Source organism: Micromonospora sp. NPDC049102 (genome assembly GCF_043197485.1).
Lineage (GTDB): Bacteria > Actinomycetota > Actinomycetes > Mycobacteriales > Micromonosporaceae > Micromonospora.
In genome coordinates this window covers 100,046-124,064 of the sequence record NZ_JBICTE010000015.1, presented here as the reverse complement: position 1 = coordinate 124,064, position 24,019 = coordinate 100,046, and the positions used below count along the sequence as shown (strand labels likewise).

General features: G+C 67.1%; 14 protein-coding genes and 1 pseudogene. 5 read left to right on the top strand and 10 right to left on the bottom strand.

Annotated elements, in window-relative coordinates:
• Positions 1 to 18: 18 nt before the first annotated feature.
• A pseudogene (locus ACGFH9_RS17155) lies at positions 19 to 350 on the top strand (DJ-1/PfpI family protein); the annotation flags it as partial.
• 225 nt (positions 351 to 575) lie between these two features.
• The gene (locus tag ACGFH9_RS17150; RefSeq protein WP_393219954.1) at positions 576 to 2,252 is read left to right on the top strand and encodes an MDR family MFS transporter; all 1,677 of its coding nucleotides are present in this window, start codon (positions 576 to 578) and stop codon (positions 2,250 to 2,252) included.
• Positions 2,253 to 2,303: 51 nt separating this feature from the next.
• Here the strand turns inward: ACGFH9_RS17150 and ACGFH9_RS17145 are convergent, their stop codons facing one another.
• From ACGFH9_RS17145 to ACGFH9_RS17135, 3 genes are all read right to left on the bottom strand, one after another.
• Positions 2,304 to 7,604 (bottom strand): hypothetical protein, encoded by a 5,301-nt coding sequence (locus ACGFH9_RS17145; RefSeq protein ID WP_393219952.1) that lies wholly within the window; start codon positions 7,602 to 7,604, stop codon positions 2,304 to 2,306.
• Positions 7,604 to 9,484, bottom strand: a complete 1,881-nt coding sequence (locus tag ACGFH9_RS17140) for a hypothetical protein (protein WP_393219950.1) — start codon at positions 9,482 to 9,484, stop codon at positions 7,604 to 7,606. The genes ACGFH9_RS17145 and ACGFH9_RS17140 overlap by 1 nt, the downstream gene beginning before the upstream one ends.
• Positions 9,485 to 9,804: 320 nt before the next feature.
• Entirely contained in the window at positions 9,805 to 10,296 is a 492-nt protein-coding gene (locus ACGFH9_RS17135; protein WP_393219948.1) for an NUDIX domain-containing protein, read from the bottom strand.
• Between the two features lie 71 nt (positions 10,297 to 10,367).
• Here ACGFH9_RS17135 and ACGFH9_RS17130 point away from each other — a divergent pair, with 71 nt between their 5' ends.
• Positions 10,368 to 12,002, top strand: a complete 1,635-nt coding sequence (locus tag ACGFH9_RS17130; protein WP_393219981.1) for a fatty acid--CoA ligase — start codon at positions 10,368 to 10,370, stop codon at positions 12,000 to 12,002.
• A gap of 186 nt (positions 12,003 to 12,188) precedes the next feature.
• On the opposite strand, the gene ACGFH9_RS17125 is transcribed toward ACGFH9_RS17130, so the two are convergent.
• The 6 genes from ACGFH9_RS17125 to ACGFH9_RS17100 form a co-directional block, all read right to left on the bottom strand.
• Positions 12,189 to 13,199 carry an NADPH:quinone reductase gene (locus ACGFH9_RS17125; RefSeq protein WP_355235390.1) on the bottom strand — a complete coding sequence of 337 codons (1,011 nt, stop codon included), beginning with the start codon at positions 13,197 to 13,199 and terminating at the stop codon, positions 12,189 to 12,191.
• Between the two features lie 73 nt (positions 13,200 to 13,272).
• A complete protein-coding gene (locus tag ACGFH9_RS17120) occupies positions 13,273 to 13,926 on the bottom strand; it encodes an HAD family hydrolase (RefSeq protein WP_393219945.1) in 654 nt (217 codons plus the stop codon).
• A 32-nt stretch (positions 13,927 to 13,958) separates the two neighbouring features.
• Positions 13,959 to 14,783, bottom strand: coding sequence for a hypothetical protein (locus tag ACGFH9_RS17115; protein ID WP_393219978.1), 825 nt, complete (start codon positions 14,781 to 14,783; stop codon positions 13,959 to 13,961).
• A 190-nt stretch (positions 14,784 to 14,973) separates the two neighbouring features.
• Positions 14,974 to 15,684, bottom strand: coding sequence for an FKBP-type peptidyl-prolyl cis-trans isomerase (locus ACGFH9_RS17110; RefSeq protein ID WP_393219942.1), 711 nt, complete (start codon positions 15,682 to 15,684; stop codon positions 14,974 to 14,976).
• Between the two features lie 101 nt (positions 15,685 to 15,785).
• Positions 15,786 to 16,424 (bottom strand): DUF4241 domain-containing protein, encoded by a 639-nt coding sequence (locus tag ACGFH9_RS17105; protein WP_393219939.1) that lies wholly within the window; start codon positions 16,422 to 16,424, stop codon positions 15,786 to 15,788.
• Positions 16,425 to 16,494: 70 nt separating this feature from the next.
• Positions 16,495 to 17,517, bottom strand: a complete 1,023-nt coding sequence (locus ACGFH9_RS17100; protein ID WP_393219937.1) for a Ku protein — start codon at positions 17,515 to 17,517, stop codon at positions 16,495 to 16,497.
• An 85-nt stretch (positions 17,518 to 17,602) separates the two neighbouring features.
• Here ACGFH9_RS17100 and ligD (ACGFH9_RS17095) point away from each other — a divergent pair, with 85 nt between their 5' ends.
• On the top strand, positions 17,603 to 18,544 hold the full coding sequence (ligD, locus tag ACGFH9_RS17095; RefSeq protein WP_393219934.1) for a non-homologous end-joining DNA ligase: 942 nt from the start codon (positions 17,603 to 17,605) through the stop codon (positions 18,542 to 18,544).
• Positions 18,534 to 19,448: a non-homologous end-joining DNA ligase gene (gene ligD / locus ACGFH9_RS17090; protein WP_393219931.1), complete on the top strand. Its 915-nt coding sequence runs from the start codon at positions 18,534 to 18,536 to the stop codon at positions 19,446 to 19,448. Before ligD (ACGFH9_RS17095) ends, ligD (ACGFH9_RS17090) begins: the two co-directional genes overlap by 11 nt.
• A gap of 109 nt (positions 19,449 to 19,557) precedes the next feature.
• On the opposite strand, the gene ACGFH9_RS17085 is transcribed toward ligD (ACGFH9_RS17090), so the two are convergent.
• Entirely contained in the window at positions 19,558 to 24,018 is a 4,461-nt protein-coding gene (locus ACGFH9_RS17085) for a hypothetical protein (protein WP_393219929.1), read from the bottom strand.
• Position 24,019 lies beyond the last annotated feature (1 nt).

Sequence of the window (24,019 nt, the reverse complement as noted above, 5' to 3'; positions counted from 1 at the left end):
ACCGACACGGCAGCGACATTGCAGGGCAAGAGGATCGCCTTCCTGGCCGCCGACGGCGTCGAGGAGGTCGAGTACGTCCAGCCGCGCGAGGCGGTCGAGAACGCCGGCGCGACGGCCGAGCTGGTTTCGCTCAAGCCCGGTTCCATCCAGTCCTTCAACCACCTCGACAGTCCAAGACGTACGACGTCGACGTCACCGCGGACAAGGCGGACGCCGCCGGGTACGACGCGCTGGTGCTCCCCGGAGGTGTGGCGAACCCGGACTTCCTGCGGTCGGACCCGGACGCGGTGCGCTTCGTGAAGGCGTTCTCCGACGCTGGCAAGCCGGTCGGCATGATCTGCCACGGCCTGTGAACGCTGATCGAGGCAGACGTGGTCCGAGGCCGACGAATCACCTCCTGCCCCCTCCTGCCCCCCCCTGCCCCCCCCTGCCCCCCGCCCCCCTACCCCCCCTCGCCCCGTTGATCATGAAGTTATTGTCGTCGAGTTCGGCGTGTCATGGCAATAACTTCATGATCAACGCCGAAATGGGCGCGGGTTCGTGCATGTTCTGGGGTGTGGCGGATAGAAGGGCGTATGACTGCCGACGCCTCCGCTGCACCGGTGTTGAACCGCCAGCAGATCAGACTCCTCATGCTGGGCCTGATGACCGGCATGCTGCTGGCCGCCCTCGATCAGACGATCGTCGGTACGGCCCTGCCGACGATCGTCGGTGAGCTGGGCGGCATCAACCACTACTCGTGGGTGGTCACGGCGTACCTGCTCGCCTCGACCGCCTCGACGCCCCTGTACGGCAAGATGGCCGACCTGTACGGGCGTCGCCCGGTCTTCCTCTTCTCGATCGGCACGTTCCTGCTCGGGTCGCTGCTCGCCGGGCTGTCGCAGAACATGACCCAGCTGATCATCACGCGGGGTATCCAGGGTCTCGGCGCCGGCGGTCTGCTGACGCTGGCGTTCACGATCATCTCGGACGTGGTCTCACCCCGGGAGAGAGGCCGCTACCAGGGCCTCTTCGGGGCGGTGTTCGGCATCGCGTCGGTGGCCGGCCCGCTGGTCGGTGGATACTTCGCCGAGACCGACTGGCGGTGGATCTTCTACATCAACGTGCCGCTGGCGATCCTGGCCATCGTGGTCTGCTACCACGTGATGCGGCTGATCCCGTTCGAGCGCCGGGACCACGCGATCGACTGGCTCGGCGCCGGCCTGCTGGTGGCCGGGGTGAGCAGCCTCCTGCTCGCGCTGAGCTGGGGCGGCAACGAGTACCCGTGGGGCTCCGGGCTGATCATCGGTCTCTTCGTCGCCGGTGCGGTGCTGGCCGCGCTCTTCGTGCTCCAGGAGGCGCGGGTCGCCGAGCCGATCCTGCCGCTGCGGCTGTTCCGCAGCGCCACCTTCGCCCTGGCCAACTCGGCTGGCTTCGTGCTCGGTCTGGTGATGTTCGGCTCGATCATCTTCATCCCGCTGTACCTCCAGATCGTCAAGGGCGCCTCGCCGACCCGCAGCGGTCTGCTGATGCTGCCGATGATGGCCGGCATCATCGTCACCTCGATCGTCACTGGTCGGGCGATGAGCCGGATCGGCCGCTACAAGTGGTTCCCGGTGGCCGGGGCGGCGACCCTGCTGGTCGGCATGCTGCTGTTCACCCGGTTGCAGGTGGGTACGTCGCTCTGGGTGGCGTTCGGCTTCATGGTGGTGATCGGCGTCGGCCTCGGTCTGTGCATGCAGTCGCTCGTCCTCGCGGTGCAGAACGCGGTCTCCGTCCGCGACCTGGGTTCCGGCACCTCGTCGGCGACGTTCTTCCGGTCGCTGGGTGGTTCGTTCGGGGTGGCGATCCTCGGCACAGTGCTCTCGTCGCGGCTCAACTCGCAGCTCGCCGACCGGCTGCCTGGTGCGATCGCCCAGCTTCCACCGGAGCAGCGGGCCGCGGTGGCGGCGAGTGGCGGCACGAACATCTCGATCAACGACCCCGCGACGATCATGGCGCTGCCCGGTACCGTCCGGGCCGCTATCCAGGCGTCGTTCGTGGAGTCGCTGCACCTGGTCTTCCTGACCGCCGGGCTCGTCGCCATCGTGGCGGTGCTGGTGACCCTGGCGATGCCCAACAGCGAGTTGCGGGGTGCCGGACCGCAGGGTGCCAAGGGTGGGGCCGACCCGCTCGGCGGCGAGGCACCGGCACCGGGCGGCAAGCCGCTGACCAAGGAATCCAAGGACGAGGCCGCCGCCGACATGGAGGCCAAGTCTCAGACGATGATCTGACCACCTTCGGTCGGTCTTTCAGACTTCTCCGCGAGGGCAAACGACTCAGTTCTAGCTTTCGGCGCATTCCAAGACGCCCCGTGCCAGTGCCGCGAGTTCGCCGGTCTTGTCCGTCATGATGCTCTGTAGGTTGGTGATGGCGTCGACCCAGTCTCCCTTTTGTTGGGCGTTGAGTTTGCGGTTGTTGGCTTGGATGAAGTCGAAGGCGTTCGTGAACTTGTCGTCCTTGATGAGGCCGATCACCTTGAGTACCTCTGCGGAGACGTGAGTGACGTCGGACACGTCGACCGCGGTGACCATGGATGCCAGGGCGACGGTGGTGAGGCCGTCTTCGGTTGGGGTGTCGAGTTGTTTGGCTTGTTCCAGTGCGCCGACCGCTTCGAGGAGCACGTGGGGTTTCGTCGCGTTGTCGGCGAGGGCGTAGTCGAAGACGATGTCGGCGTGGCCGGTCGTGCCGAATTCCAGGATCGGGGCGAAGACGCTCAGCGCTGGTTGTTCGGGCACCCGGGCGACCATCTTTTCGACCTCGGCCAGGGCGGACTTCATCCGTGTGGCCGACCAGCCGTTGCCGGTGAAGGCGGCTCTGGCTGTCGTGAGGTCGGTTGCCCAGATTAGCTCGCCGAGTGCGTCGTCGATCCGGGTGACGGTTTTGGTTGGCCGGGCCAACTTGGCTGCCGCCTTCAGGACATCCGTGTTGATCTGATCCCAGGTGCTGGTGGATTTGACAGTCTGGTCGTGGTGCCGGGCGATGGCTTCCCACCGGTGACCCGCAATTGTTTGCGCCGTCACGTAAAACAGCGCCACCCCGTATGTGCCCACCACGTTGAGCAGCGCTTCGGTGACCGCGCCGCGGGTGACCACGAGAGGTGGCCGGGCGCGTTGCGCGAATTGCTCGAGGAGATAGTTCAGCGTGCGGCGGTCCGACTCGAGCGGAGGGTCCTGCCTCCTTCTTGAGGCGCCTAGCACGATCACGGGATGGTCGGCGTCGGTCGCCCGGACCAACTGCTGGATCAGCTGTAGCGGTTCGGGGTCCCGCTGGGAGGAGATGATGTGGACGTTGCCGTCCGTGATGACGGATGGGGGCAGCCGCAGGGACCACCTCGGTGGGCTGACCGCTTCGGTGCTAGCGGTGGTTGGCTCCCCGGCAACGTCCCTGCCCACCATTGACTCGGTGACGCTGAAGTCACGTAGCGCGCTGAGCACCGCCTCGCGTGCGGTTTCCGTGACGCTGTTCGGGGTCGGGTCGGCGGTGGCACTGACCGCGATCTTCTTATTCTTCTTCGCGCCGGTCGCCGTCGCCGTTGACGCGGTCCGACCGGGCGTGGACGTGTGCGCGAGATGGTAGGCGTACAGTGCCTCGCTCAGCGGATTGGACAACGTGGGCGGTGGAACGAGGAGAGGCGCCTGGGCCACGGCACCAGCCGCGTCAGTGCGTTCCCGCACGCGTTCCTTCGATGCGGTCAGCGTCTCGTCGGCCAGGGCGATGGCCAACGGCGCCGGTTTGTTCGTGTACAGCGAACCGTTGCCCCACCAGAGATAATCGTTGCCCTTGCGGCGTGCGCTGCGCGTGTAGACGAGTAAGTCCACCCGCCACTGCGCATTGACCACGAACGCGAATGTCACACCTTGGTCGCCGCCCTGAAGATGGGCGTGACGGGCGGCGTTGAGCGCCAGGTTTTCGGTGCCCTCGCGCGCGCCGACACCAGTGGCCGCGATCTTGCGTAGATTTTTTACGTCATCTTTGTCGTCGAAATCGTTCGCGCTGACAACGCCGCCGAAGCGGACCTCGCCCGTGAGCTCCCATGTCGTGTAGTCGAGGGGATTCAGGCGGGCACGTCGGCGGTTGGCCTCGCTGAGCGCCAGCGCCTCGGCAGCGCGACGCTCCGCAATGGTGTAATTCCACACGTCGCGGGCGTGGCGCTTAAGCGTAAAATCGAGAGGGATACCAATTCCCGCCGCCCAATCGTGGACAGCCTGCTCGAATACTGACACTCCGCGACCGTCACCATCGAGATATGAGCCGAAGGTGTACCCGATGGCCCTGCCGGGCTCGTCGGCCACCAGCCCGGCGAGGTCGGCACGACTTACCAACAGGTATAGCAGATCCGGTGAACGGCGCAATACCTGCGCGAGGTCCGCCCCGTCAGGCGTCTGCAGCTTGAGAAGCAGGTGGGGCACCTCATCGAGCCAACTGCCCTCCGTCCCGACCGGAATCCTGTCGGCGGACGCCTTTCCGACCGGCTGTGCCGCCGTTTCCGCAACGGCTGCCGGGACCTGTTGAGAAGACCGCTCTGAGGCGAGGCGTGAGCGGAACTGGTCCGCGAGCATCACAGCGTCATGGCCTTCGCCGGCACTGGCGTTGAGTTGGCTAAGCGCTACGTCGTCGATCAGCAGCCGCCTCCACTCACCGCCGGTAAACGTACTGCCCTTGACACTGAGCGCGAGGAGTAGTTCTTTGTTTCGCTCCAGCGCCCGCATCCCAGCGACATGCAGTTGCCGCGCGAGCTGAGGATCGTGGATGAGGGCCTGCCACAACACGTCCGGACCCGCACCCCCCTTGCCCAACCGGGTCATCAACAGCCGGTTACGTTTGAGCGCATCCACGAGATCCGGCCGATCTCGCAGCTGGGCAGTGACCCGACCGCCGGCCTTCAACGCCTCCGCGACCCCAGGCAGGACCACGACCGCACGCAAGTTCCGGCTGGCGACCAAATCATCCACCGAATCAGGCTGCGCCTTGACGAGAGTACGCACAGACTTGTGAGTCAACAGGGTCGCCAACCACGGATTCGCCACCAGGACAGGGGCCAACTCGGGCCGCGCCGCCACGAAGATCAGCACACCATCCGTGCCGAACAACGCATCATTCACCTCCGAAATGCGTTGCTCGATCACATTCAACAGATCCTCATTGCCCAGCAGCCCCCGCCCTTGCGCCGCATCAGAGAGCAAACCCGCACGCGAATTCAAACCCGCCACAAGCGCCGGCCGCCCCGTCAGCACGCCCAGAACAGTGTGCGGATCTTCCCGAAACGCCGCGAAGATCCCCCGAATGGACACCACCACACGCCGCACCTCTGACGAGACCCGGTGCAGGTACTGGAGTGCGGTATGCTTCTCAGTTGTGAGAAGTTCTTCGCGCACGTCCCGGTAATCGGCAACGGCGTTGGCGACAACCGCATCCGAGCGCAGAAGCTGACCGCTTAGGTTGCTCTTCAGGATATGTCTCAACAAGCCAGGGTGCATGCAGGCGCGCCACAGCCCAGCGTTACCGAGAAGGCTGGGAAGCAGGTCAGGTGCTAAGTCGAAGAAGTTGCGAAGCGTGATTGTATCGACGAATAATGCATGGAATTGGTCGTTTGTCAGGAGCGCCTCAACGACTTTGGTGTCGTGAAGTAAGCGTCGTGTGCCGGCCTCCTTGACAGCCAAACTCCGCACCAGCGGGCGGTCCCGCAACAGCACCGCCACCCTGGGGTTCTCTACCGCCGAAACCGCCAAGGTCAGATTGCCGACCACCGCGTCCCGCACATCGTTGTCGCGCCCTAGAAGTCTATGCAGCTCAAGCAAGTCATGCCTGGCTTCGATCGGCGCGGACACGGCGACCGCCCGCGCAAAATCGTCCGAACTTCGTGCGAGGGCTTCCGCGAGGGCGAAAGCCCTCGCCGTGGCGGGGATGCCATCTCGCGTCCAGGACCGTTCAAGAACGCTGCGACCGATTGTGAGTATCCGATCCTCACGCCCGTGCGCCACACGCAACGCCTCGGCCAACTGCGGCTCAGTAAGCGCCAACCGCGGGTTGTCGAGCTCAAGAAACGGCGCGAGTGTATCGGCGGTGAGGACATCACGCGCCACCTTTGCCTCGGCGCCGTCCCCGGCGAGCCGCCCCTCCAGATCCGCCATCAACTCCGAATTGGAAAGGAGTGCGAACCAGTGGCGCCAGCCGACATCGTCCAGAAGTGGCAGCGCCGCCAGCGCCGACAGCAACTGCCGGTGCTGCGTCAATCGGTAAACCAAGTTCGTGCCGGAGGGTGTTTCTGCCACATTGTGCTTGGCTCGCGCAGCCAGCCTCTTAAACGCCCAGTCAACGTTCGGGTTGTAAGCCGTTAAAGCAACCAGATCCGGCGACGCGAGGTACGCAGACTTATCCAGAAACAATAGTGTGAACGCCTCACCCCCTCCATTCGCGGCGAACCGGGAATAATTACTGTCATTGGCTAGTGGAACGAATGGTACGTCAGCCTGCGACGCATGGGGCGGACGACTGAGAATCATCTTGTCAGCAAGCGCTGGACTGGTGCGCATCGCATTCAAGTTTACTTGGTATCTTTCGGGAAATACGCGACGCACATCGTGTAGGTAAGCTTTATGGATTCGGTTGTTCTCCAAATCACTTGCAAGGAACGGGTAGCTGAGCATGACACGTAGGATCTCGACGCCAGGAAGAGGTCGGCTGATCCGGCCAGCCGCGATGGCCGTCATCAGCCGGTGATACTCGTGCGGCAGGAGCCCGAGGGGTCGTTCCTCGAGTAACTGGCGTTGCAGCGGAGAGGTTCGCAATAGCGCATCGGGGGTCATGAAGCCCTGTGGCGTAGGCACCGGCCTTGCGGATAACAGGAACGCGCGGTAAACGGCGTTGCTCGTGATCGGGCCTTGGACTATGCCCTGGACCGGGGCATGATCCCCCCACCAGGTGGGAAGGGAACGTGTCTTGCCCAGATCCGCAGCGAGATCCTTATCCGCAACGAGGTCGAAGACCTCTGGGCCGAGTGACAGGAATGGTACGAGAGTCGGGTTTTTCACCGCCGCACCTAGCGCCGCCAAGTTGCGTGGAGTGGCCAACCGCTTCATCAGAGCTGGCGCCTCGACGAGCACGTCGGCGAGGTTCGGCGCCTCAGACAGCAGCTTCAGCAACTCCCTCCGATGCGCGGGCGCGACGGCTACCGTTTCGAAAACACCTGGTGCCATGAGCGCCCGAAGAGCAGGCTGGTGTCGGTCGAGGTCATGCAGCAGTTCCGTATTCCGCAGGATGCCGCCCCACCATTGCGCACTCTTTTCCGGAACAGCACGATCCAGTAACACCATCGCGAGGCCGGAATGCGCGCTTATTCGCCGCGCGATCTGATGTCTGTCATCGGCGGTCCGTAGGAATTCGCACAGCTTCGGGTTTCTGCCCGCCATGTCCCCCCACGCCGAGTCGGCCAGCGTATGAAACAGCTCCGCGTCCTTGCCTAACGAGTTGTAGAGAAGCGGATACTTCCCGAATAAAAACCGGTCTCGACTATCATCATCTAGAATGTTGGACTCGAGCACCGTCTCGGACATTGCGGCGCCGATCACTGCCGGGTCTTTCATTAGCGTACGCGTACCGGCTCAGATACAACGGCCACCTGCCAGGCATTCTTGCGAAGTTGGCTAAGACGGTTCATGTCGCCGCGTAGCAAATACACGAACTGTGCACCCCAGGGATATTGCCAGCCTGCCTCCTTGATGTCGATCAGTGCACGAGTAATCGCCGGATTTAGGGTCTGCGGCACAGTCCTGGACTTCGACCATTCGGTCACGACGTACTCGATGTAGATGCCGATGGGCCACGAGTCGCTCCACCCACCATCGCTTGCCAACTGTGCGCGCAGGAATCTTTCCTCCGGGAGCCGGATAGGGTCTTTGGGTCTCCAGGTCCACCCGAGCGACTCGTAGGCTCTCTTGATGGCGTCAACGGTCAGGCCTGGCGCCTCTGAATGGCTCGGTGGGAGCGGCGTCGTGCTCGACGCTGCGACAACCTCTCTTCGAGCGCGTGGTGGCATCCCGGCTGAGCCGGTCGACGGATCGGCCAGTACGGCGGCAGCCGTGTGTGTCGTCGTTGCAGCGGGTCCTCCGCTCAGCAGGCCGTTCTCGTTCGCTTGGCAGAGTCGGCCGTCGGGCCCGATCGGCAGAGCGATCGGTCCCCCCAGGAACTCCGGATGCGGGTGTGGGGGCGGATTGTCCAGTGTGAAGCTGGTGAGGACACGGCCGTCACGCGGTTGGGTCTCGACGACCGTGAAGGCGGCGTTCCGTTGCCGTTCGATCACCACTAGGTGCGGGCGCTGGTTGGGATGATCGACACGGACGACTGTGAGTGCGCCCGGTGCCAGCTCAACGAGACGTTGAAGGGCCGAGGGTTGAAATCGTCCCCTGAGTCGGCCTGCGATGTCGTCGATCGGAGGGCTGATGTCCTCGCGTACGGTCAGCAGACCGTAGTCACGCAGCACCGCATCGACCCGGGCCGCGCAGTCCGGGGTGTTGTCCGTCCACGCCGGCAGTCTGCTGACGGCCCGAGCAAGTCGTGCCGATACCCCGACCGCCCCACCCAGAGCCGCGGCGGCACCTTGCGGTCGGATCACCGGATCATTCGGGGCCACAGTGAGCAGGCTCACCGGGGTCACGCTCAGCGCGACCGGAGTCCGCGGGAGGTCCGCGGCCTGAGCGTCAGCCGAGTCACGCAGCACAGCGAGGCCCTCGGGTGAACGGATCGCCACGAACACCTCGACGCCCTCGGCGGTGGTGGCGTGGATGCGCACCGCACTTCCGGATTCCAGGGTTGCCAGCGCCCGCCACAGCCCGTGGACCCCACCGGCGACGCTCCGCGTCTCACCCGTCCGCGTCGCCGTCAGGACGGAACCAGCGAAACGCCTGTTGGCAATTGGTTGGGGCAATCCCACCTCTACCCGCTCGCCGCTCAACCGAAGTAGATCAGGCATCGGACGACTCACCATCGTGCGGTCGAACCCTGTGGTGGAGGTATGCCGGGCGACGAGGTGGCTCTCCGGCAACACGATGGAATAGGCAGCGCCACCCGCCTCGGCGGGACGCCCGGAAGCAGTGAACGGCAGCACCCGCAGGTCGACGCCGGAGCGGGCCGGAGCGTTACCGGAGACGTGAACCGGCAGTTGCAATGCGTCAGCGCGAGCGATCACCCCGGCTAGATCCAGCGCGGCGACAACCGACGCAGGCGGCGCGTCCACCGTCCGGGCGAGCACATCCAATGGCTGTGTCGACAGCACCCGGCCGAGCACACTGGACCACCCCTGCGTGAACCAATCCGCAGCCGGCGCGAGATGAAGCGCATGCAAGCCAGGTATCGGCTCGGCAAGCAGCACCTCGGGCGGCACCGACAGCCCGGCCGGGCCCACGAACACCCCTGAGGGCACCCACGTGGTGGCGAATTCGAGACATCTCACACCGTCTACGTCCACCCATCAAGAGTAGGTGGACACCCCAACCACTGCCACAGTGGGCTTTATGTCGACAATGATGAAGAGGTTGGCAGCTCACCCCTCATCAAATCCGCACGATAACGCAAAGATGATCTCCGTAAATAACGCTGGACTGCGGCATTCGACAAAGCCGTCAACCCTTCGAATTCACGTAGCAAAACCCAACGACTTTGCGGGCCTGTCTCGCTGATACGTCGACGTCAGGCGGCGGGCGTTGCCAGGCCGACACCATCCACGCGATAGCGCCGGTCGACCGGCACCCGGTCAACCGCGTTCAACACCAGTCACCCAGGGCCGCGCTACTTCAGGATCAGCCGGTTCGTCTGCTCGAAGACGTCCAGGTCGGCCAGGGTCTCCAGGACCGAGGCGGAGAGCGGGGCGGGGAAGCGGTCCCGGGCGAAGAAGCCTGCGTCGGTGGTCTCGTCGGTGACCCGCTCCAGTTGACCGTCCCACTCCTCCACCTTGAAAGCGGTGGTGAAGACCTGGTACGTGTGCCCGTACATGTTGGTGCTGGTGCGGTCTGGGCCGGTGTAGAGGGCGAACGCGCAGACCCGTAGCGCCCGCAGTCCGGTCTCCTCGCGGACCTCGCGTACCGCGCAGTCGGCGATGGACTCGCCCAACTCCATCGCCCCAGCGGGCATGGCCCACTGGCCGTTGTCGGAGCGTTGGATCAGCAGGATGCGCCCCACGTTGTCGCTGACCACGGCACGGGCGCCGACGAACATCAGCGTCCGGTCCCCGGCAAGCGCGCGTAACTGCCCCACATACGAGTCGGCCCAAGAGATGCTCACCCGCGACAATTTACGGGGGTTCCCAACGTGTGACCGCCGACACTAGCTTGTTACCCATGCGTAGCACGATGATGGACGCCCCCCTGCAGGTCTCCCGGATCCTCGATCACGGCGCAGGGGTGCACGGCACGGCCGAGGTGGTCACCTGGACGGGCGCCGAGCCCCGCCGGATGACGTACGCCGAGGTGGGCCGAGTGGCGGCCCGGCTGGCCCACGCGCTGCGCGACGAGTGCGGGGTGACCGGCGACGAGCGCGTCGCCACCTTCATGTGGAACAACAACGAGCATCTGGTGGCCTACTTCGCGGTGCCGAGCATGGGCGCGGTGCTGCACACGCTCAACATCCGGCTCTTCCCCGACCAGGTCGTCTACATCGCCAACCATGCGCAGGACCGGGTGGTGCTCGTCGACAGCACGCTCATTCCGCTGCTGGCCCGGGTGATCGGCGAGTTGGCCACCGTGCGGCACGTGGTGGTGGTGGGCGGTGGCGATCCGACGCCGCTGGAGGAGGCGGCCGGCGACCGGATCACCGTGCACCACTGGGACGCGCTGCTCGCCGACCGGCCCGACGTGTACGACTGGCCGGAGGTGGACGAGCGGGATGCCGCGGCGCTCTGCTACACGTCCGGCACCACCGGCAATCCGAAGGGTGTCGCCTACTCGCACCGGTCCATCTACCTGCACTCGTTGCAGGTCTGCATGCCGGAGGGCTTCGGTCTCGGACCGACCGACCGGGAGCTGGCCATCGTGCCGATGTTCCACGCCATGTCGTGGGGTCTGCCGTACGCGGCGTTCCTCTCTGGCGCGTCACTGATCATGCCGGACCGGTTCCTCCAGGCCGCGCCGATCGCCGAGATGATCGCCGCCGAGCGGCCGACCCTGGCTGGCGCGGTGCCGACCATCTGGACCGACCTGCTGGCCTACCTGGACGGCCACGACGTGGACACCTCGTCGCTCACCGAGGTGATCGTCGGCGGGTCGGCCTGTCCGCCGGCGCTGATGCACGCGTTCGACGAGCGGCACGGGATCGACGTCATCCACGCCTGGGGGATGACGGAGATGTCGCCGCTGGGGTCGGTTTCGCGTCCGCCCGCCGGGGTGTCCGGCGACGAGGCGTGGCGCTACCGCTACACGCAGGGCCGCGTGCCGGCCGGCGTGCAGGCGCGGATCGTCGGCCCGTCGGGCGAGCCGTTGCCCGCCGACGGCACGGCCGTGGGCGAGCTGGAGGTCCGTGGGCCGTGGGTGACCGCCCGGTACGTCGGTGAGGACGCCCCTGATCCGGAGAAGTTCCGCGACGGCTGGCTGCGTACCGGTGACGTGGGCACGCTCTCCCCGGACGGGTACATCACGCTGACCGACCGCGCGAAGGACGTGATCAAGTCCGGCGGGGAGTGGATCTCGTCGGTGGAGCTGGAGAACGCGCTGATGGGTCACCCGGCCGTACTGGAGGCCTGTGTGGTGGGCGTACCGGACGAGCGGTGGGACGAGCGGCCACTGGCGACCGTGGTGGTCCGGGGGGGTGCCTCGGTGACCGCCGAGGAGCTGCGGGACTTCCTGGCCGGCTCGGTGGCACGCTGGCAGTTGCCCGAGCGGTGGGCGTTCATCGACACGGTGCCGAAGACCAGCGTGGGCAAGTTCGACAAGAAAGTCGTCCGTTCGCGGTACGCCGAAGGCGAGCTCAGTGTCCGGGAGCTGACAGCACCGTAACGTTTCAACGGGCACCGTCGCCTTTGGGCAGAGGAGTACTCCTGACATTCCTCCCCAGAGGGCGGCCCCGGCGTTCGCACCGCGCCGGGGCCGCCCGCTCCACGCGGGTGACCCCGCACCGTCATTGTTGCGAAAATTGTTCGCCTCTGTCCCGGTGACGGGGAAATCGGGTGTCCGTCGACCCGTTCAGGCGTCGCTGGTGGAGATCAGCACCTTGCCGACCGCCGAGTCCTCGACCGCCTGGTGCGCCGCAGCGGTGTCGGCGAGCGGGTAGCGGTGCAGCGGCAGGCCGGCGTCCGCGCCCACCCGGATGCCGCCCTGGTTGGCGGCCGCCGCCACGTCGACCACGCCCTGCGCCTTGGCCGCCTTCGGCTCGGTGTAGACCAGCACGAACTGCCACCGGGCGTTCACCACGTACAGCGGTCGGATCGGGAGCGTCATCTCGGTTCCGCCGTTGTCGGCGTACACGCAGACCGCCCCGCCGTTGCGGATCATCTGCGCGTCCATCGCCGAGTTCTTCGCCGGAGCGACCTCCACGATCGTGTGGACCCCGTCGGGGGCGATCTTGCCGACCTCCTCGACCACGTCCTGCTCGCGATAGTTGATCACATACGAGGCGCCGGCCGCCGCCGCGAGCTGCGCCTTCTCGGCACTGCTCACCGTGGCGATCACGGTGGCGTCGGCCCAGCGGGCGAGCTGGATCGCCGCGTTGCCGACCGCGCCGGCACCGCCCTGCACCAGCACGACGTGGTCGGCCAGCGCGCCGGCGCGCAACGCGTCCGGCATGAACTCGCCGGCCGTCAGACAGCGGTGTGCGGTGAGGAACGGAATGCCCAGGCTGGCACCCAGCTCGAACGAGGCGTCGCCCAGCGGCACCGCCTGCCGGACCGGCACCAGCGTGTACTCCGCGCTGGTGCCCCACTGCCGCTGCCAGGCCGCCTCCCAGATCCAGACCCGCTCACCGATCAGCTCACGGTCGACGCCCTCGCCGACCGCCTCGACGACGCCCGCGCCGTCCTGCCCCGGGATCTGCCACCCGTCCGGCGGGAAGGCCCGCCGCGACTTCCAGTCCGTCGGGTTCACGCCCGACACCGCCATCCGGACCAGCACCTCGCCCGCGCCCGGCTCGGGCACCGGCCGATCCACCAGCTCCAGCACCGACGGGTCGCCGGTGCGCTCGTACACGATGGCCTTCATCAGTGATCCCCTCGCTGGCCGGCGCGGCACGCCGCCGGCGTGCCGTCTGCTGCGGTACCCCGCACCGTTCCCGTCATGCCAAACCGTCCACCAGCTCGGGGGTCAACTCACCGACCGACCCGAGCGTCACGGCCGCGAGCCCGGCGGCGTCCGGATCGAGGGGGTACGACCCGTGCGGCACCGCCACCACCCGCATTCCCGCCGCCGCGGCGGAACGCACGCCGTTGGACGAGTCCTCCACGGCCGCGCAGCGGGCCGGGTCGACGCCGAGGCGCTGCGCCACGCTCAGGTACACGTCCGGTGCCGGCTTTCCCCGCTCGGTCTCCTCGGTGGACAGGGTCGCGCCGAACGCGTCGGTCAGGCCGGTGGCGTCCAGCGCCGCCGCGATCAGCCGCGTCGGCGACGAACTGGCCAACCCGAGCGGCCACCGCGCGGCCAACCGGCGCACCACGTCGTCGGCGCCGTCGATCAGCGGCACGTGCTCCCGGTAGCGCTGCGCCATCTCCCGTACCACCTCGTGGGCGACCTGCTCGGCGGTGCGCCGCACGCCCAACTCGCCGCTGAGGTAGTGCGCCCACTCGCCGGTGCTCATGCCCATCAACCGGCGCTGGGTGTCGGGCTGCCACGTGCCACCGTGTGCCGCCACGTACGCCCGCCGGACCTCCTCCCACACCGGTTCGGAATCCACGATCACGCCGTCCAGGTCGAAGACCACCGCATCCACCACGCGCCCATCCTGCCCGACGGAGGGGCCGACGGTCAGGTGGCCAGCGCAGGCAGCCCGATCGGGCTGTCGGGCGGGATCACCCCGTGACAGGCCCGGGCCATCGGCTCCAGCAGGTCACGCAGGCGTCCGGTGTCGTCCGGGCCGAGCGCCCGCCACGGATGCTCGGCGGCCAGGTCGGTGGCGTCCTCGATCGCCCGGAACCCGGCACGCCCGGTATCGGTGGGCGTGCCGTCGCCGGCCAGCCAGCCGCGCCGCGTCAGCCGCTCCCGGGCGGCCCGCCACTGCTCCTCGGACCAGCCCCGCCCGAGCAGGCTCTGGGCCGACATGTCCACGGCCACGCGCCAGGCCAGCGTCTCCACCGGGTCCAGGCCGGCGGCCACCAGCGCGGCGATGTGCCCGTCACCCCGTAGTTCGCGCAGCGTGGTGGCGGCCTGCCAGAGCCGGGCCAGGGGGTACTCCCCGACCGGCAGCGCCGCGTTGGCCGCGCCGAGCACCCGACCGGCGGTCTGCGCTGCCGAGGCGGCCCGCTCCAACAGGTCGGCGGCCTCGGCCAGGTGCCCCTCGGGCAGTTCGTAGGTCAGCTCCGCGAGGGCCTGCACCGCGCCGGTGAGCCGGGCGCGCAGCGCCTCCTGCGGGGTGGCGAGCTGCCAGATCGCCGGCAGCGCCCGGCTCACCATCGGCGGTGCGAAGCTGAAGAACGCGGCGATCACCGGAGGTGCCTCGGCGGCGCCCAGCGGCGCGGTACGGCCGGCGAAGTAGCCCCGCCAGTAGCCGCGCAATCCGACAGCCTCGTACGCGGCGCGGGCCCGGGGGTGGAAGTAGGTGACCGCGTGCACCGGCTCGAAGTACGTCCACATCACCCGGGCGGTCCGCCCCGGCTCGTCCAGCGCCGTCACACGCACCTCCGCCGTTCCGCGTCCGCATGGTCACCCCGGACGGCGGGCCGCCCGGGGTGACGCCGAACCTACTGCCGGAGGGTGACGGGCAGGAAGCCCCATGTGAACAACTCCATCGCGCCGCGGCGACAACCGGGACGATCCGGGCGGGTCACTGGGCGGCGAGCACGTCCACCACGAAGCGCAGCGGACCCTCCGGCTGACCCTTGGCGGCGGCATCCTTGCCAAACGCCAACTCCGTTGGGATGTCGAGCTGCACGCGGCTGCCCACTGTCACACCGACCAGGCCCTGGTCCCAGCCGGGGATGACCTGGCCCACGCCGATCGGGAAGGTGGCCGGCTGCCCACCCTTCCAGGACGAGTCGAACTCCTTGCCGTCCTTGTAGAAGACGCCCACGTAGTTGGTGGTGATGTTCTGCCCCTTCTTGACCGCCGGGCCGGTGCCCTTGATCACCGGGGTGACCGTGAGCTTCTTGAGCTCGCCGGTGCCCGCCTTCACCGTCGGCTTGGTGCCCAGCGCCGGGTCGGAGCCCTCGGGCAGCTGCGGTGCGGGCGGCGCGGTGGGGGCGTCCGGGGCCGCGGCGGAGGCGGACGGGCTGGCGCCGGAGGCGGTGGAGGGCTTGTCGTCCCGGTTGCTGTCGATCCAGACGAAACCGCCGATCAGCAGCGCCATCACGGCGACACCGGCGAGCCCACCGGCCCACGCCTGGCGGCGGCGCTTGGCCTCGGCCGCCTTCTGCGCCGCCAGTTGGGCGGCCAGCCGCCGCCCCGCCTTCGTCGCCGGGCTCTGGCCCTCCGACCGGTTCTCCTGCGTGCGCTCGCTCACGTCGTCGACTCCCTGCTGCGAAGGTGTGGCCGGCACCCGGTGCCGGGGGGAAAGCCGACGCACACGGTACCCGCCCAGCGGCCCGCCGTGCCCGCCCCGGACGTCTCGGATCGCCCAGGAGCACCTTCGCCGGGGCGTTACTCCGGGATGACCATGAAGTCGGTAACGAACGAGGTGGGCCGCCCGTCGGCGGTCCGGCCGATCCAGGTGCCGTAGCAGCCGTCCCCCCAACCCGTGGACACGGTGACGACGTTCGCGCCGGTGGCCTCGTCGACGACGGCCGTGATCAGCCCCGGAACCGGTGACGACGGCAGCTCGGCGGGGATGAAGACGTCCTCGATCCGCTCCTCGTCCCAGTTCTCCAGGGCGGCGAGCGCGGTCGGGTCGGCCAGGGTGCCGGCGCCGGCGTCCACGCCGTACCCGAAGTAGTCGTCGACACCGAGCGCGGCGACGTCCTGGTCGCCCACGATGGCGGGCTCCCAGCGGGTCGTCGGCTCGTCGGAGATCACCAGTTCCAGCGCGGCGACCCGCCGGTCCACCTCGGCGTCCTCCCGCAGCACCACGGCCACCCAGGCACGGGCGCGGTACCGCCCCGGCGTCACCTCGACCGTGTACGGCTCGGCCTCCGGGCAGACCAGCGGATCGCATCCGACGACCCGCCCGGTCGGCAGGACGACGTCGCCCACCGGGTGGGGCTCGACGAGGTACGCGCCGTGCTGGTCGGTGAAGCGCGCCCCGGGCGTCAACAACCGGTCCAGGTCAGGGGTGTACGGCATGGGTCTCCTCCGGTGGCCGACGGCCGGCGGAGCGTACCCGGTGCGGCGGACACCGGCGGTGCCGCGTACCTCAGGCGCTCTTGCGGGGTGTGGTCTTGCGCGCTGCGGTCTTCTTCGCGGGCTCGGCCTTCTTCGCGGGGGTCTTCTTGGCGGCGGTCTTCTTCGCCGGCTCGGCCGCCTTCTTCTCGGCGGTCTTCTTCGTCGCGGTCTGCTTCGCGGGCGCCTTGGCGGCCTCCTTCTCGGCGGCCTTCTGCGCCGAGCGGGCCGACGAGATGGGCGTCGGTTCGCCGCCGCCCCCTCGGGAGGGCTGCTCGCCGCGGGCCGCCCGGGCCCGGTCCACCGACGCCTTCAGCGCGGCCATCAGGTCCACCGCCGCGGCCGGGGCCTCCTCGGCCTCCTCCGGCTGTACGACCTCCCGACCCTCCACCTTGGCGTCGATGACCTCCTGCAACGCGGCCCGGTAGTCGTCGGTGAAGACGTCCGGCTCGAACTCGCCGGTCATCGAGTCGATCAGGGAGCTGGCCATCGCCAGCTCCGGAGGACGGACCTTCAGGTCCTCGTCGAGGAAACCGAAGTCGGGGTTACGAATCTCGTCCGGCCAGAGCATGGTGTTGAGCAGCAGCACACCCTCGCGGACCCGCAGCGTGGCGAGTTGCTCGCGCTGGCGCAGCGCCACCTTGACGATGGCCACCCGCTCCGAGTCGAGAAGCGCGTCGCGCAGCAGCACGTACGGCTTGGTGGCGGTGCCCTCCGGCTCCAGGAAGTACGCCTTGTTGTAGAGGATCGGGTCGACCTGCTCGGCGGGGACGAACTCCAGCACGTCGATCGCCCGGGAGCTGGTCAGTGGCAGGTCGGCGAAGTCCTCGTCGGTGAGGATCACCATCTCGCCGCCGCCGATGTCGTAGCCCTTGGCGATGTCGTCGTAGGTGACCTCCTCGCCGCAGACCGAGCAGGTGCGCTTGTAGCGGATGCGCCCGCCGTCCTCGCGGTGCACCTGGTGGAACCGGATGTCCTTCTCCTCGGTGGCGGAGTAGAGCTTCACCCCGATCGAGACGAGCCCGAACGACACGGCTCCCTTCCAGATGGCACGCATCCTGCGCTCCCTTCCCCGGTATCGACCATGCTCGCATCCGGAAGAACCTGACGCGAGGTGTTCGGCCTGCTACTACAGTCGGGTCGTGCCCGGCGCGCCGCTCAAGCCGATGCTCGCGATGACCGGGCCGCTCCCGGCGGGTGACGGCTGGGCGTACGAGTTCAAGTGGGACGGCGTCCGTGCGCTCGCCGACATCTCCGGCGGAGCCCAGCACCTGTATGCCCGCTCCGGCGTGGAGATCACCGCCGCGTACCCGGAGTTGGCCACCCTGCCCGAGCAGGTCGACGACGCGCTGCTCGACGGCGAGGTGGTGCTGCTCGGCGAGGGTGGGCAGCCGTCGTTCACGGCGCTGGCCGAGCGGATGCACGTGCGGGACCGCACCAAGGCGGCCCGGCTGGCGGCGGTCATGCCGGTCACGTACATGATCTTCGACCTGCTGCGGCTGAACGGCGACGACCTGACGGGTTGGCCGTACGAGCGCCGCCGGGAGGCCCTGGACGCGCTCGCGCTCGGCGGCGCGCGGTGGGCGGTGCCGCCGATGTTCGCCGACGGTCCGGCGACGTACGAGGCGGCCGGCGAGCACGGCCTGGAGGGGGTGATGGCCAAGCGGGTCGGCGCGGTCTACCGCCCCGGGGTGCGTTCCCCCGACTGGGTGAAGGTCAAGCTGGAGGTGACCGGCGACTTCGTGATCGGAGGCTGGCGGCCGGGCGCGCGGCGCATCGGCGGGCTGCTGGTCGGGGTGCCCGGCCCGGACGGCCGGTTGATCTACCGGGGTCGGGTCGGTGGCGGGATCGGGGCGGCCATCGAACGGCAGCTCCTCGCCGAGTTGGAGCCGCTGCGCTCGGGCGCGTCACCGTTCGCGCCCGGGGTGCCGCGCGAGGATGCCCGGGGCGCCATCTGGGTAGAACCACGGGTGGTGGTGGAGGTGAAGTACGGCCAGCGCACTCCCGACGGCCGGCTGCGCTTCCCCCGGGTGCTGCGCCTGCGCCCGGACAAGCCGCCGGAGGAGGTCGACGATGCCGGCTGAGAAGCTGCGGGTGGACGTCGAGGGCCGCGCGCTTGAGCTGTCCAACCTGGACAAGGTGCTCTATCCGGCGGTCGGCTTCACCAAGGGCGAGGTGATCGACTACTACACCCGGATCTCGCCGGTGCTGCTGCCGCACCTGGCCGACCGGCCGGTCACCCGCATCCGCCTCCCCAACGGGGTCGACGACAAGTCCTTCTTCGAGAAGAACAAACCGGCCGCGACCCCGGACTGGGTACGCGTCGAGACGCTGCCCGCGCCCGGGTCGACCAAGGGCCGGGAGACCATCGACTACGTGGTGGCCGACGACCTGCCCACCCTGGTCTGGCTGGCCAACCTCGCCGCGCTGGAACTGCACACGCCCCAGTGGAAGGTCGACCAGCACCCGGACATGATGGTGGTCGACCTGGACCCGGGGCCGCCGGCCGGGCTCGCCGAGTGCTGCCCGGTCGCCGTGCTGATGCGTGACCGGCTCGCCGACGACGGCATCGAGTCGTACCCGAAGACGTCCGGCAAGAAGGGCATGCAGCTCTGCTGCCCGATCGCCGGCACCCAGTCCGCCGACGACGTGTCCGCCTACGCGCGTCGGGTCGCCCAGGAGTTGGAGAAGGCCCACCCGAAGCTGATCGTGTCGAAGATGGCGAAGAACCTACGCCCCGGCAAGGTCTTCATCGACTGGAGCCAGAACAACGCGGCGAAGACCACCGTCGCGCCGTACTCCCTGCGCGCCCAGCGGACGCCGTCGGTCTCGACGCCGCTGACCTGGGATGAGGTCGAGGCCGGCGCGCGCGGCCGGAAGCCGGCCGTCCGCCAGTTCACCGCCGCCGAGGTTCTGGACCGGGTCGAGGAGTACGGCGACCTGCTGGCCGGGCTCCTCGACGGCGGCCCGGAACTGCCGTTGGGCTGACGGGACAGGTCCTCATGCCGCTGTGGTACGGGTAGCCGGGGATCGTGCAGGTAACGGCCTACCTCACATTCGGGGGGGGGTAGCAGGGCGTGGCGGTCCACTCCGGCTGTTAATTCGACGGACCCGATTTCGGCGGGCAGTCGAGGAGGCCTTCAACTAGCAGTTCGAGTTGTTGGTGGTGGTCGGGCATGACGGCTGCCAGTTCGGCGACAGAGTCGGCCAAGAGCAGCTTCTCGTTGACGTGCAGTTTGCGGGCGTTGTTGGTTTTGAACAGTTCAGCAGTGTTAAATTTGCCGGCTTTGATGTCGTCGAGAGCGGCGAGTAGTGATTGTGATACAGAGGTCAGGTCAGCGTTGCCGCCGACCACGGTGACCATCTTTCCGAGGATGGTGGTGGGGTCGGCGTCGGGCGATGCACCGGGAAGGTTGGCCTCTTCGAGGCGGTGTACCGCGCTGAGTAGTGCTCGGGGACGGTCGGTCTCTGGGGTGTTGGCGTAGTCGAAGAAGGTGTTGGCCTCGCCGCGTACGCCGAGTTCCAGTATGGGTTCGAGGGCTATCAGGTGAGGGTGTTCGCCGGCTCGTTCGATGATCTGTTTGACGTGGGTCAGACCGCTCGTCAGTTGTTGCGGAGACCATTGCGTGTTGAGCCTGTCGAAGGCCGTGCGAGCTTGAGTGAGGTCGGCGGCCCAGACGAGCGCGCCGAAGGTGTCGTCGATACGGGTGACGATTTTAGTGGGCTCGGCGAGTTTGGCCGCGGCGTGCAGGACGCCGGCCGTGATGCGGGGCCAGAGCTCGTCAGAGGTGCCGGTTGAAGCGCGCTGCCCGGTGCGGGTGGCTTTCCACAGGGCTGCAAGGTGAGCGGTGCTGTTGTTCTGGGATTTCCCGAGAGTTTGATGCACGGTGACAGCGCCGTACTCCTTTGTCACGACGAGCACATCATCGGCGGCGGCGGGAGTGACCACGACGGGCAGTTGTGGTAGGCCGCGTTGGGCGAGTTGTTCGAGTAGGTATCTCAGTGTGGCGAGGTGCGACGCAAGCGGCGGCCGACCGGCTTTCGCGTCCAGGAGGATTACGGAATGCCGGTGGTCAGCGGCGGCGATCAGATCACTGCGTAGCGGCCACTGTTCGCGCTCGCCGTTGTCGGAAATCACGTAGACGTGACCATGTTTGGTGACGGCGTCAGTCAGCCGCAGCGGCCAACTCGGCTCACCGAGCGCCTCGACCTTGACACCCGCCTGGGATGGATCCGCATGGGAGTGGATCAGCGTAGTAGGAGCCAAACCTCCGATTTCACCGTCGTTGCCCACGACCTCAGTCTTGGGCTGCGGGCGGGATACTACGGAGCGTATTCGATCGCCCAATTCCGCGCCGCCGCGTAGGCGGATCGGATGTTGCGCGTCACGAAAATACGCGACAGTCTTTGAGACCTGATTGCTCAGGTTCGTGTCCCGATGCTTGTTAGCTACCTCGAGGATGGTGGCCGGGGTCTGTGGAATTCCGTGTTCCGACAACCTGTTGTTGACCTCGGTGACCATGTCCTGATCAGCGCGACTGAGAGGCGCGAGCGGCTGCAGACGTGCGCGGATCAGCACCGTGTCGCTGGGCAGCGTGGCAGGTGGCCCGAGCTCCGCGACGGTCACGGCCTTCGCGCGTTGGTGATCCGGGAGGTTGTTGATCACCTCCGGCATCAGTTGCTTCAGCACTCCCCGCACCTGTTCGCGGGTCCTGGCGGCTACCTGCAGTTCCAGCGCGCCGTCGGCCGCGCTCTCCACGACGGCGGAGGCCAGGGCTCGCAGAGCCGACTTGGCCGGTTCCAAGAGTCCGCCGTCGGGGTCGACCTTAACCTGCACCGGGTCGATGAGCGGTGGCAGCCGGCGCGACCACCAGACGGCAACCCGGCGTCGACCCTGCTCGGAAGCATTGATAACCGCTGGCCCGGCCGACTCCCCAGCGCCTCGAGAGAAAGGAGTGTGAAGAACCACTTGGCCCGGCACGTTCCGGAAATGGTCGCTGAGCTGACGGTGCACGGTGGTTGCGCGAGCCAATCCGACTTTCTCCGCTCCTCGGCTCATGCCATAAAAGCCGCCGTTCCCGCCGCCCTCGATGAAGACATCGACCTGGAATCCGCGACGCTGGTCAGCGGCCACCGAATCGACCATCTGTCCAAGTTTTCTCAAAGAGATGTCGTCCAGAGTGGTGTGCTTCTCGCCGAAGTCGATCGTCAGCCAGGGCCGGTAGCGCAGCTTGACCGGCACCTGAAATGCGCCCCGCCACATGTGGGTGCCGGGCAATCCGTGGGGCTGCGCCGGGATTCCGAGGGCCTTCCCAACTGACTGTGGAAGTTCAATGGTGTGGCGCTCAATCTTGGCCGCCTCACCCGATCTGTCATTCAGGTTGACAAAGTGTGAGTAGGTGGCTGTCCGGATCCTGTCCGGGAAGTCGGGTGACGTGAGAAGGAATCCGACGACTGCCTCCCAAGCAGCGGTAGGATTCGGAAGATCCTTGATCAGCGGCTCGACAGCCAGCAGGTGAAGGTCACCCTTACGGTTTGCCAGCTCGCGAATGAGATATGTGACGGCCCGCTGCAGAGCCGGCAACACGCGGGCTTGCGCCGCCCCGTTGTTCACGTTACCTAAAACTTCCGGTTCCCTGTGCTGCTCAGGCAGCCAGGTGTGCGCTCTGCCCATCTTGAAATGGCGTGTGTCGATAGCTGGTATGCTATCGAAGTGGTGTCCGGTTGGTGGTCCCAGGAGTAGCGTTATATTGTCCGGCCCACTGCGTTCCATGATAGACCGTGCTCGGTATCTGGAAGACCTATCTTTGGCGTAAAACTTGCTCTGATCGGCTTCATTGTCGGCGATCCGGTGGAAACTCGGACTTAGTTGGTCGACGTGCAGAGTGTAGTTCTTCCGCAGCAATTCGATCAGCTTAACGGTGACCGGATGCCACCGCGCGGACATCATCGCCGAGTTACCTACGCCGCCCAAAGTAGATAGGGCTTCGAGGGCGAATCCGTAGTGGCTGAACGCCGCGCGCAACCCCCTCGTGTTGTGCAGAACGTTGTCACCGTCCATGCCGATGCCACCGAAACGGTGGAGGATCTCCGGGAGGGAAATGTCTTTGCCCTCGGCGTACCCACCGGATGTTCCCTTCGACAGTGCGAGCTGGAACTCATCCATCAGGTGCATCGGCGTGGCGACATTGAAGACCTCGTGCACGTTGATCAGTATGATCTCGTTGCGCTTTGCCCAGTCACGCATATTTGCGACCGATGAATCAGGGAAGCGGAACTGCTCGCGGGTCACCGTCGTCCACAGCACCGTGGCGAATCCTAGATTCTTGGCGTTCTGCGCCGACTTTGAAATTGTCTGCTGAAAAGCCGAGGTTGTTCTGTGTAAATCGTCCAGTACGCTTCCGTACCAGAACGTGTGCACGATCCTGGGCATCTCTGCCTCGTCTAGAGTGCTGCTGTCCGATTCGGCGGGATCGGCCAGCGGACCCATCCACGTCACATCCGACTCCCGCCAGACCTTTCCGTCTTCTCGCTTCAGCGATCTGAGGTTCACAGGCAAATCTGCGACGGTCAGGTCGAGCCGGTGAAACATGTCGAGCAATTTATTTGTGGGGACGGCGTCGAAGGAGTTGAAAGACGGCGGCAGGAAGTCTGGCTTGGGTGGTAGGTCACGCAGCCCAAACGGATCACGACCCCACAATCGGAGGCGGTCCAGCCGCTGCCCCTGCCAATCTGGACGCCGCCGCCGCTGCCGGTGCTCCTGCCACAGCCGATCCAACAGCAGCTGTCCGGGCCCCGACCACTCCGTGCTGAGCACAGCGGACGCGTTGTCGAGCGACCTGCCTGCCGGCGCGTCTGACTGGCTTGTGACAAAGGCGCTACCGACGGCACCGTGAACCCGCTCCATGAACGAGGAGCCGCCGCGTAGACGCAGCAATGCGGCAGTCGGGGTGGCGGTTGGCGGTTTAGCTTCAGTCGCTTTCTGGGCCGGGGCAGGTGCGTGGAGATCGGCGGACATCTTGACGACCACGCTCTCGTGCTGCAAACCCCCGAACTCGCCGAGCCTCGACGCATCCGATTTGACCCGATGCGGGTCGCCGGCGGGGCCCGCGGTGGCAGCGGCGCGTTCAGCGACCAAATGGCTAGCCGGCAGCACGAGCCCATAGTCCGCGTTATCTGGGGAGACGCGACGCCCCAGAGCATCGATCGGGCGGACTCGGACGTGATCCGTGCCCGTAGCATTTGCAGAAAGAAGGACCGGCAGACGCAGCATGTCGGCGCGGGCGATCGCCCCGGCCAGATCGAGTTCGGCGCCTACCGAAGCCGGCGGGACGTCCACCATTCGCTCGATCACACTCGACGGCTGCGCCAACAGGGCCTTCACCGCCAGCGCAGATCCGGCCGTTCCCGGCGTCGTATGGACCAGAAGCAAAGTGGGCATCCGGGCAGCCGAATGCACCTCGGGTGGAACCGGCGTCCGCGTCAGACTTAGAAACACGCCGGACGGAACGAACGTGATGAGGTCTTCGGGGCAGCCCGCGTCCACGATCTCCGGCATC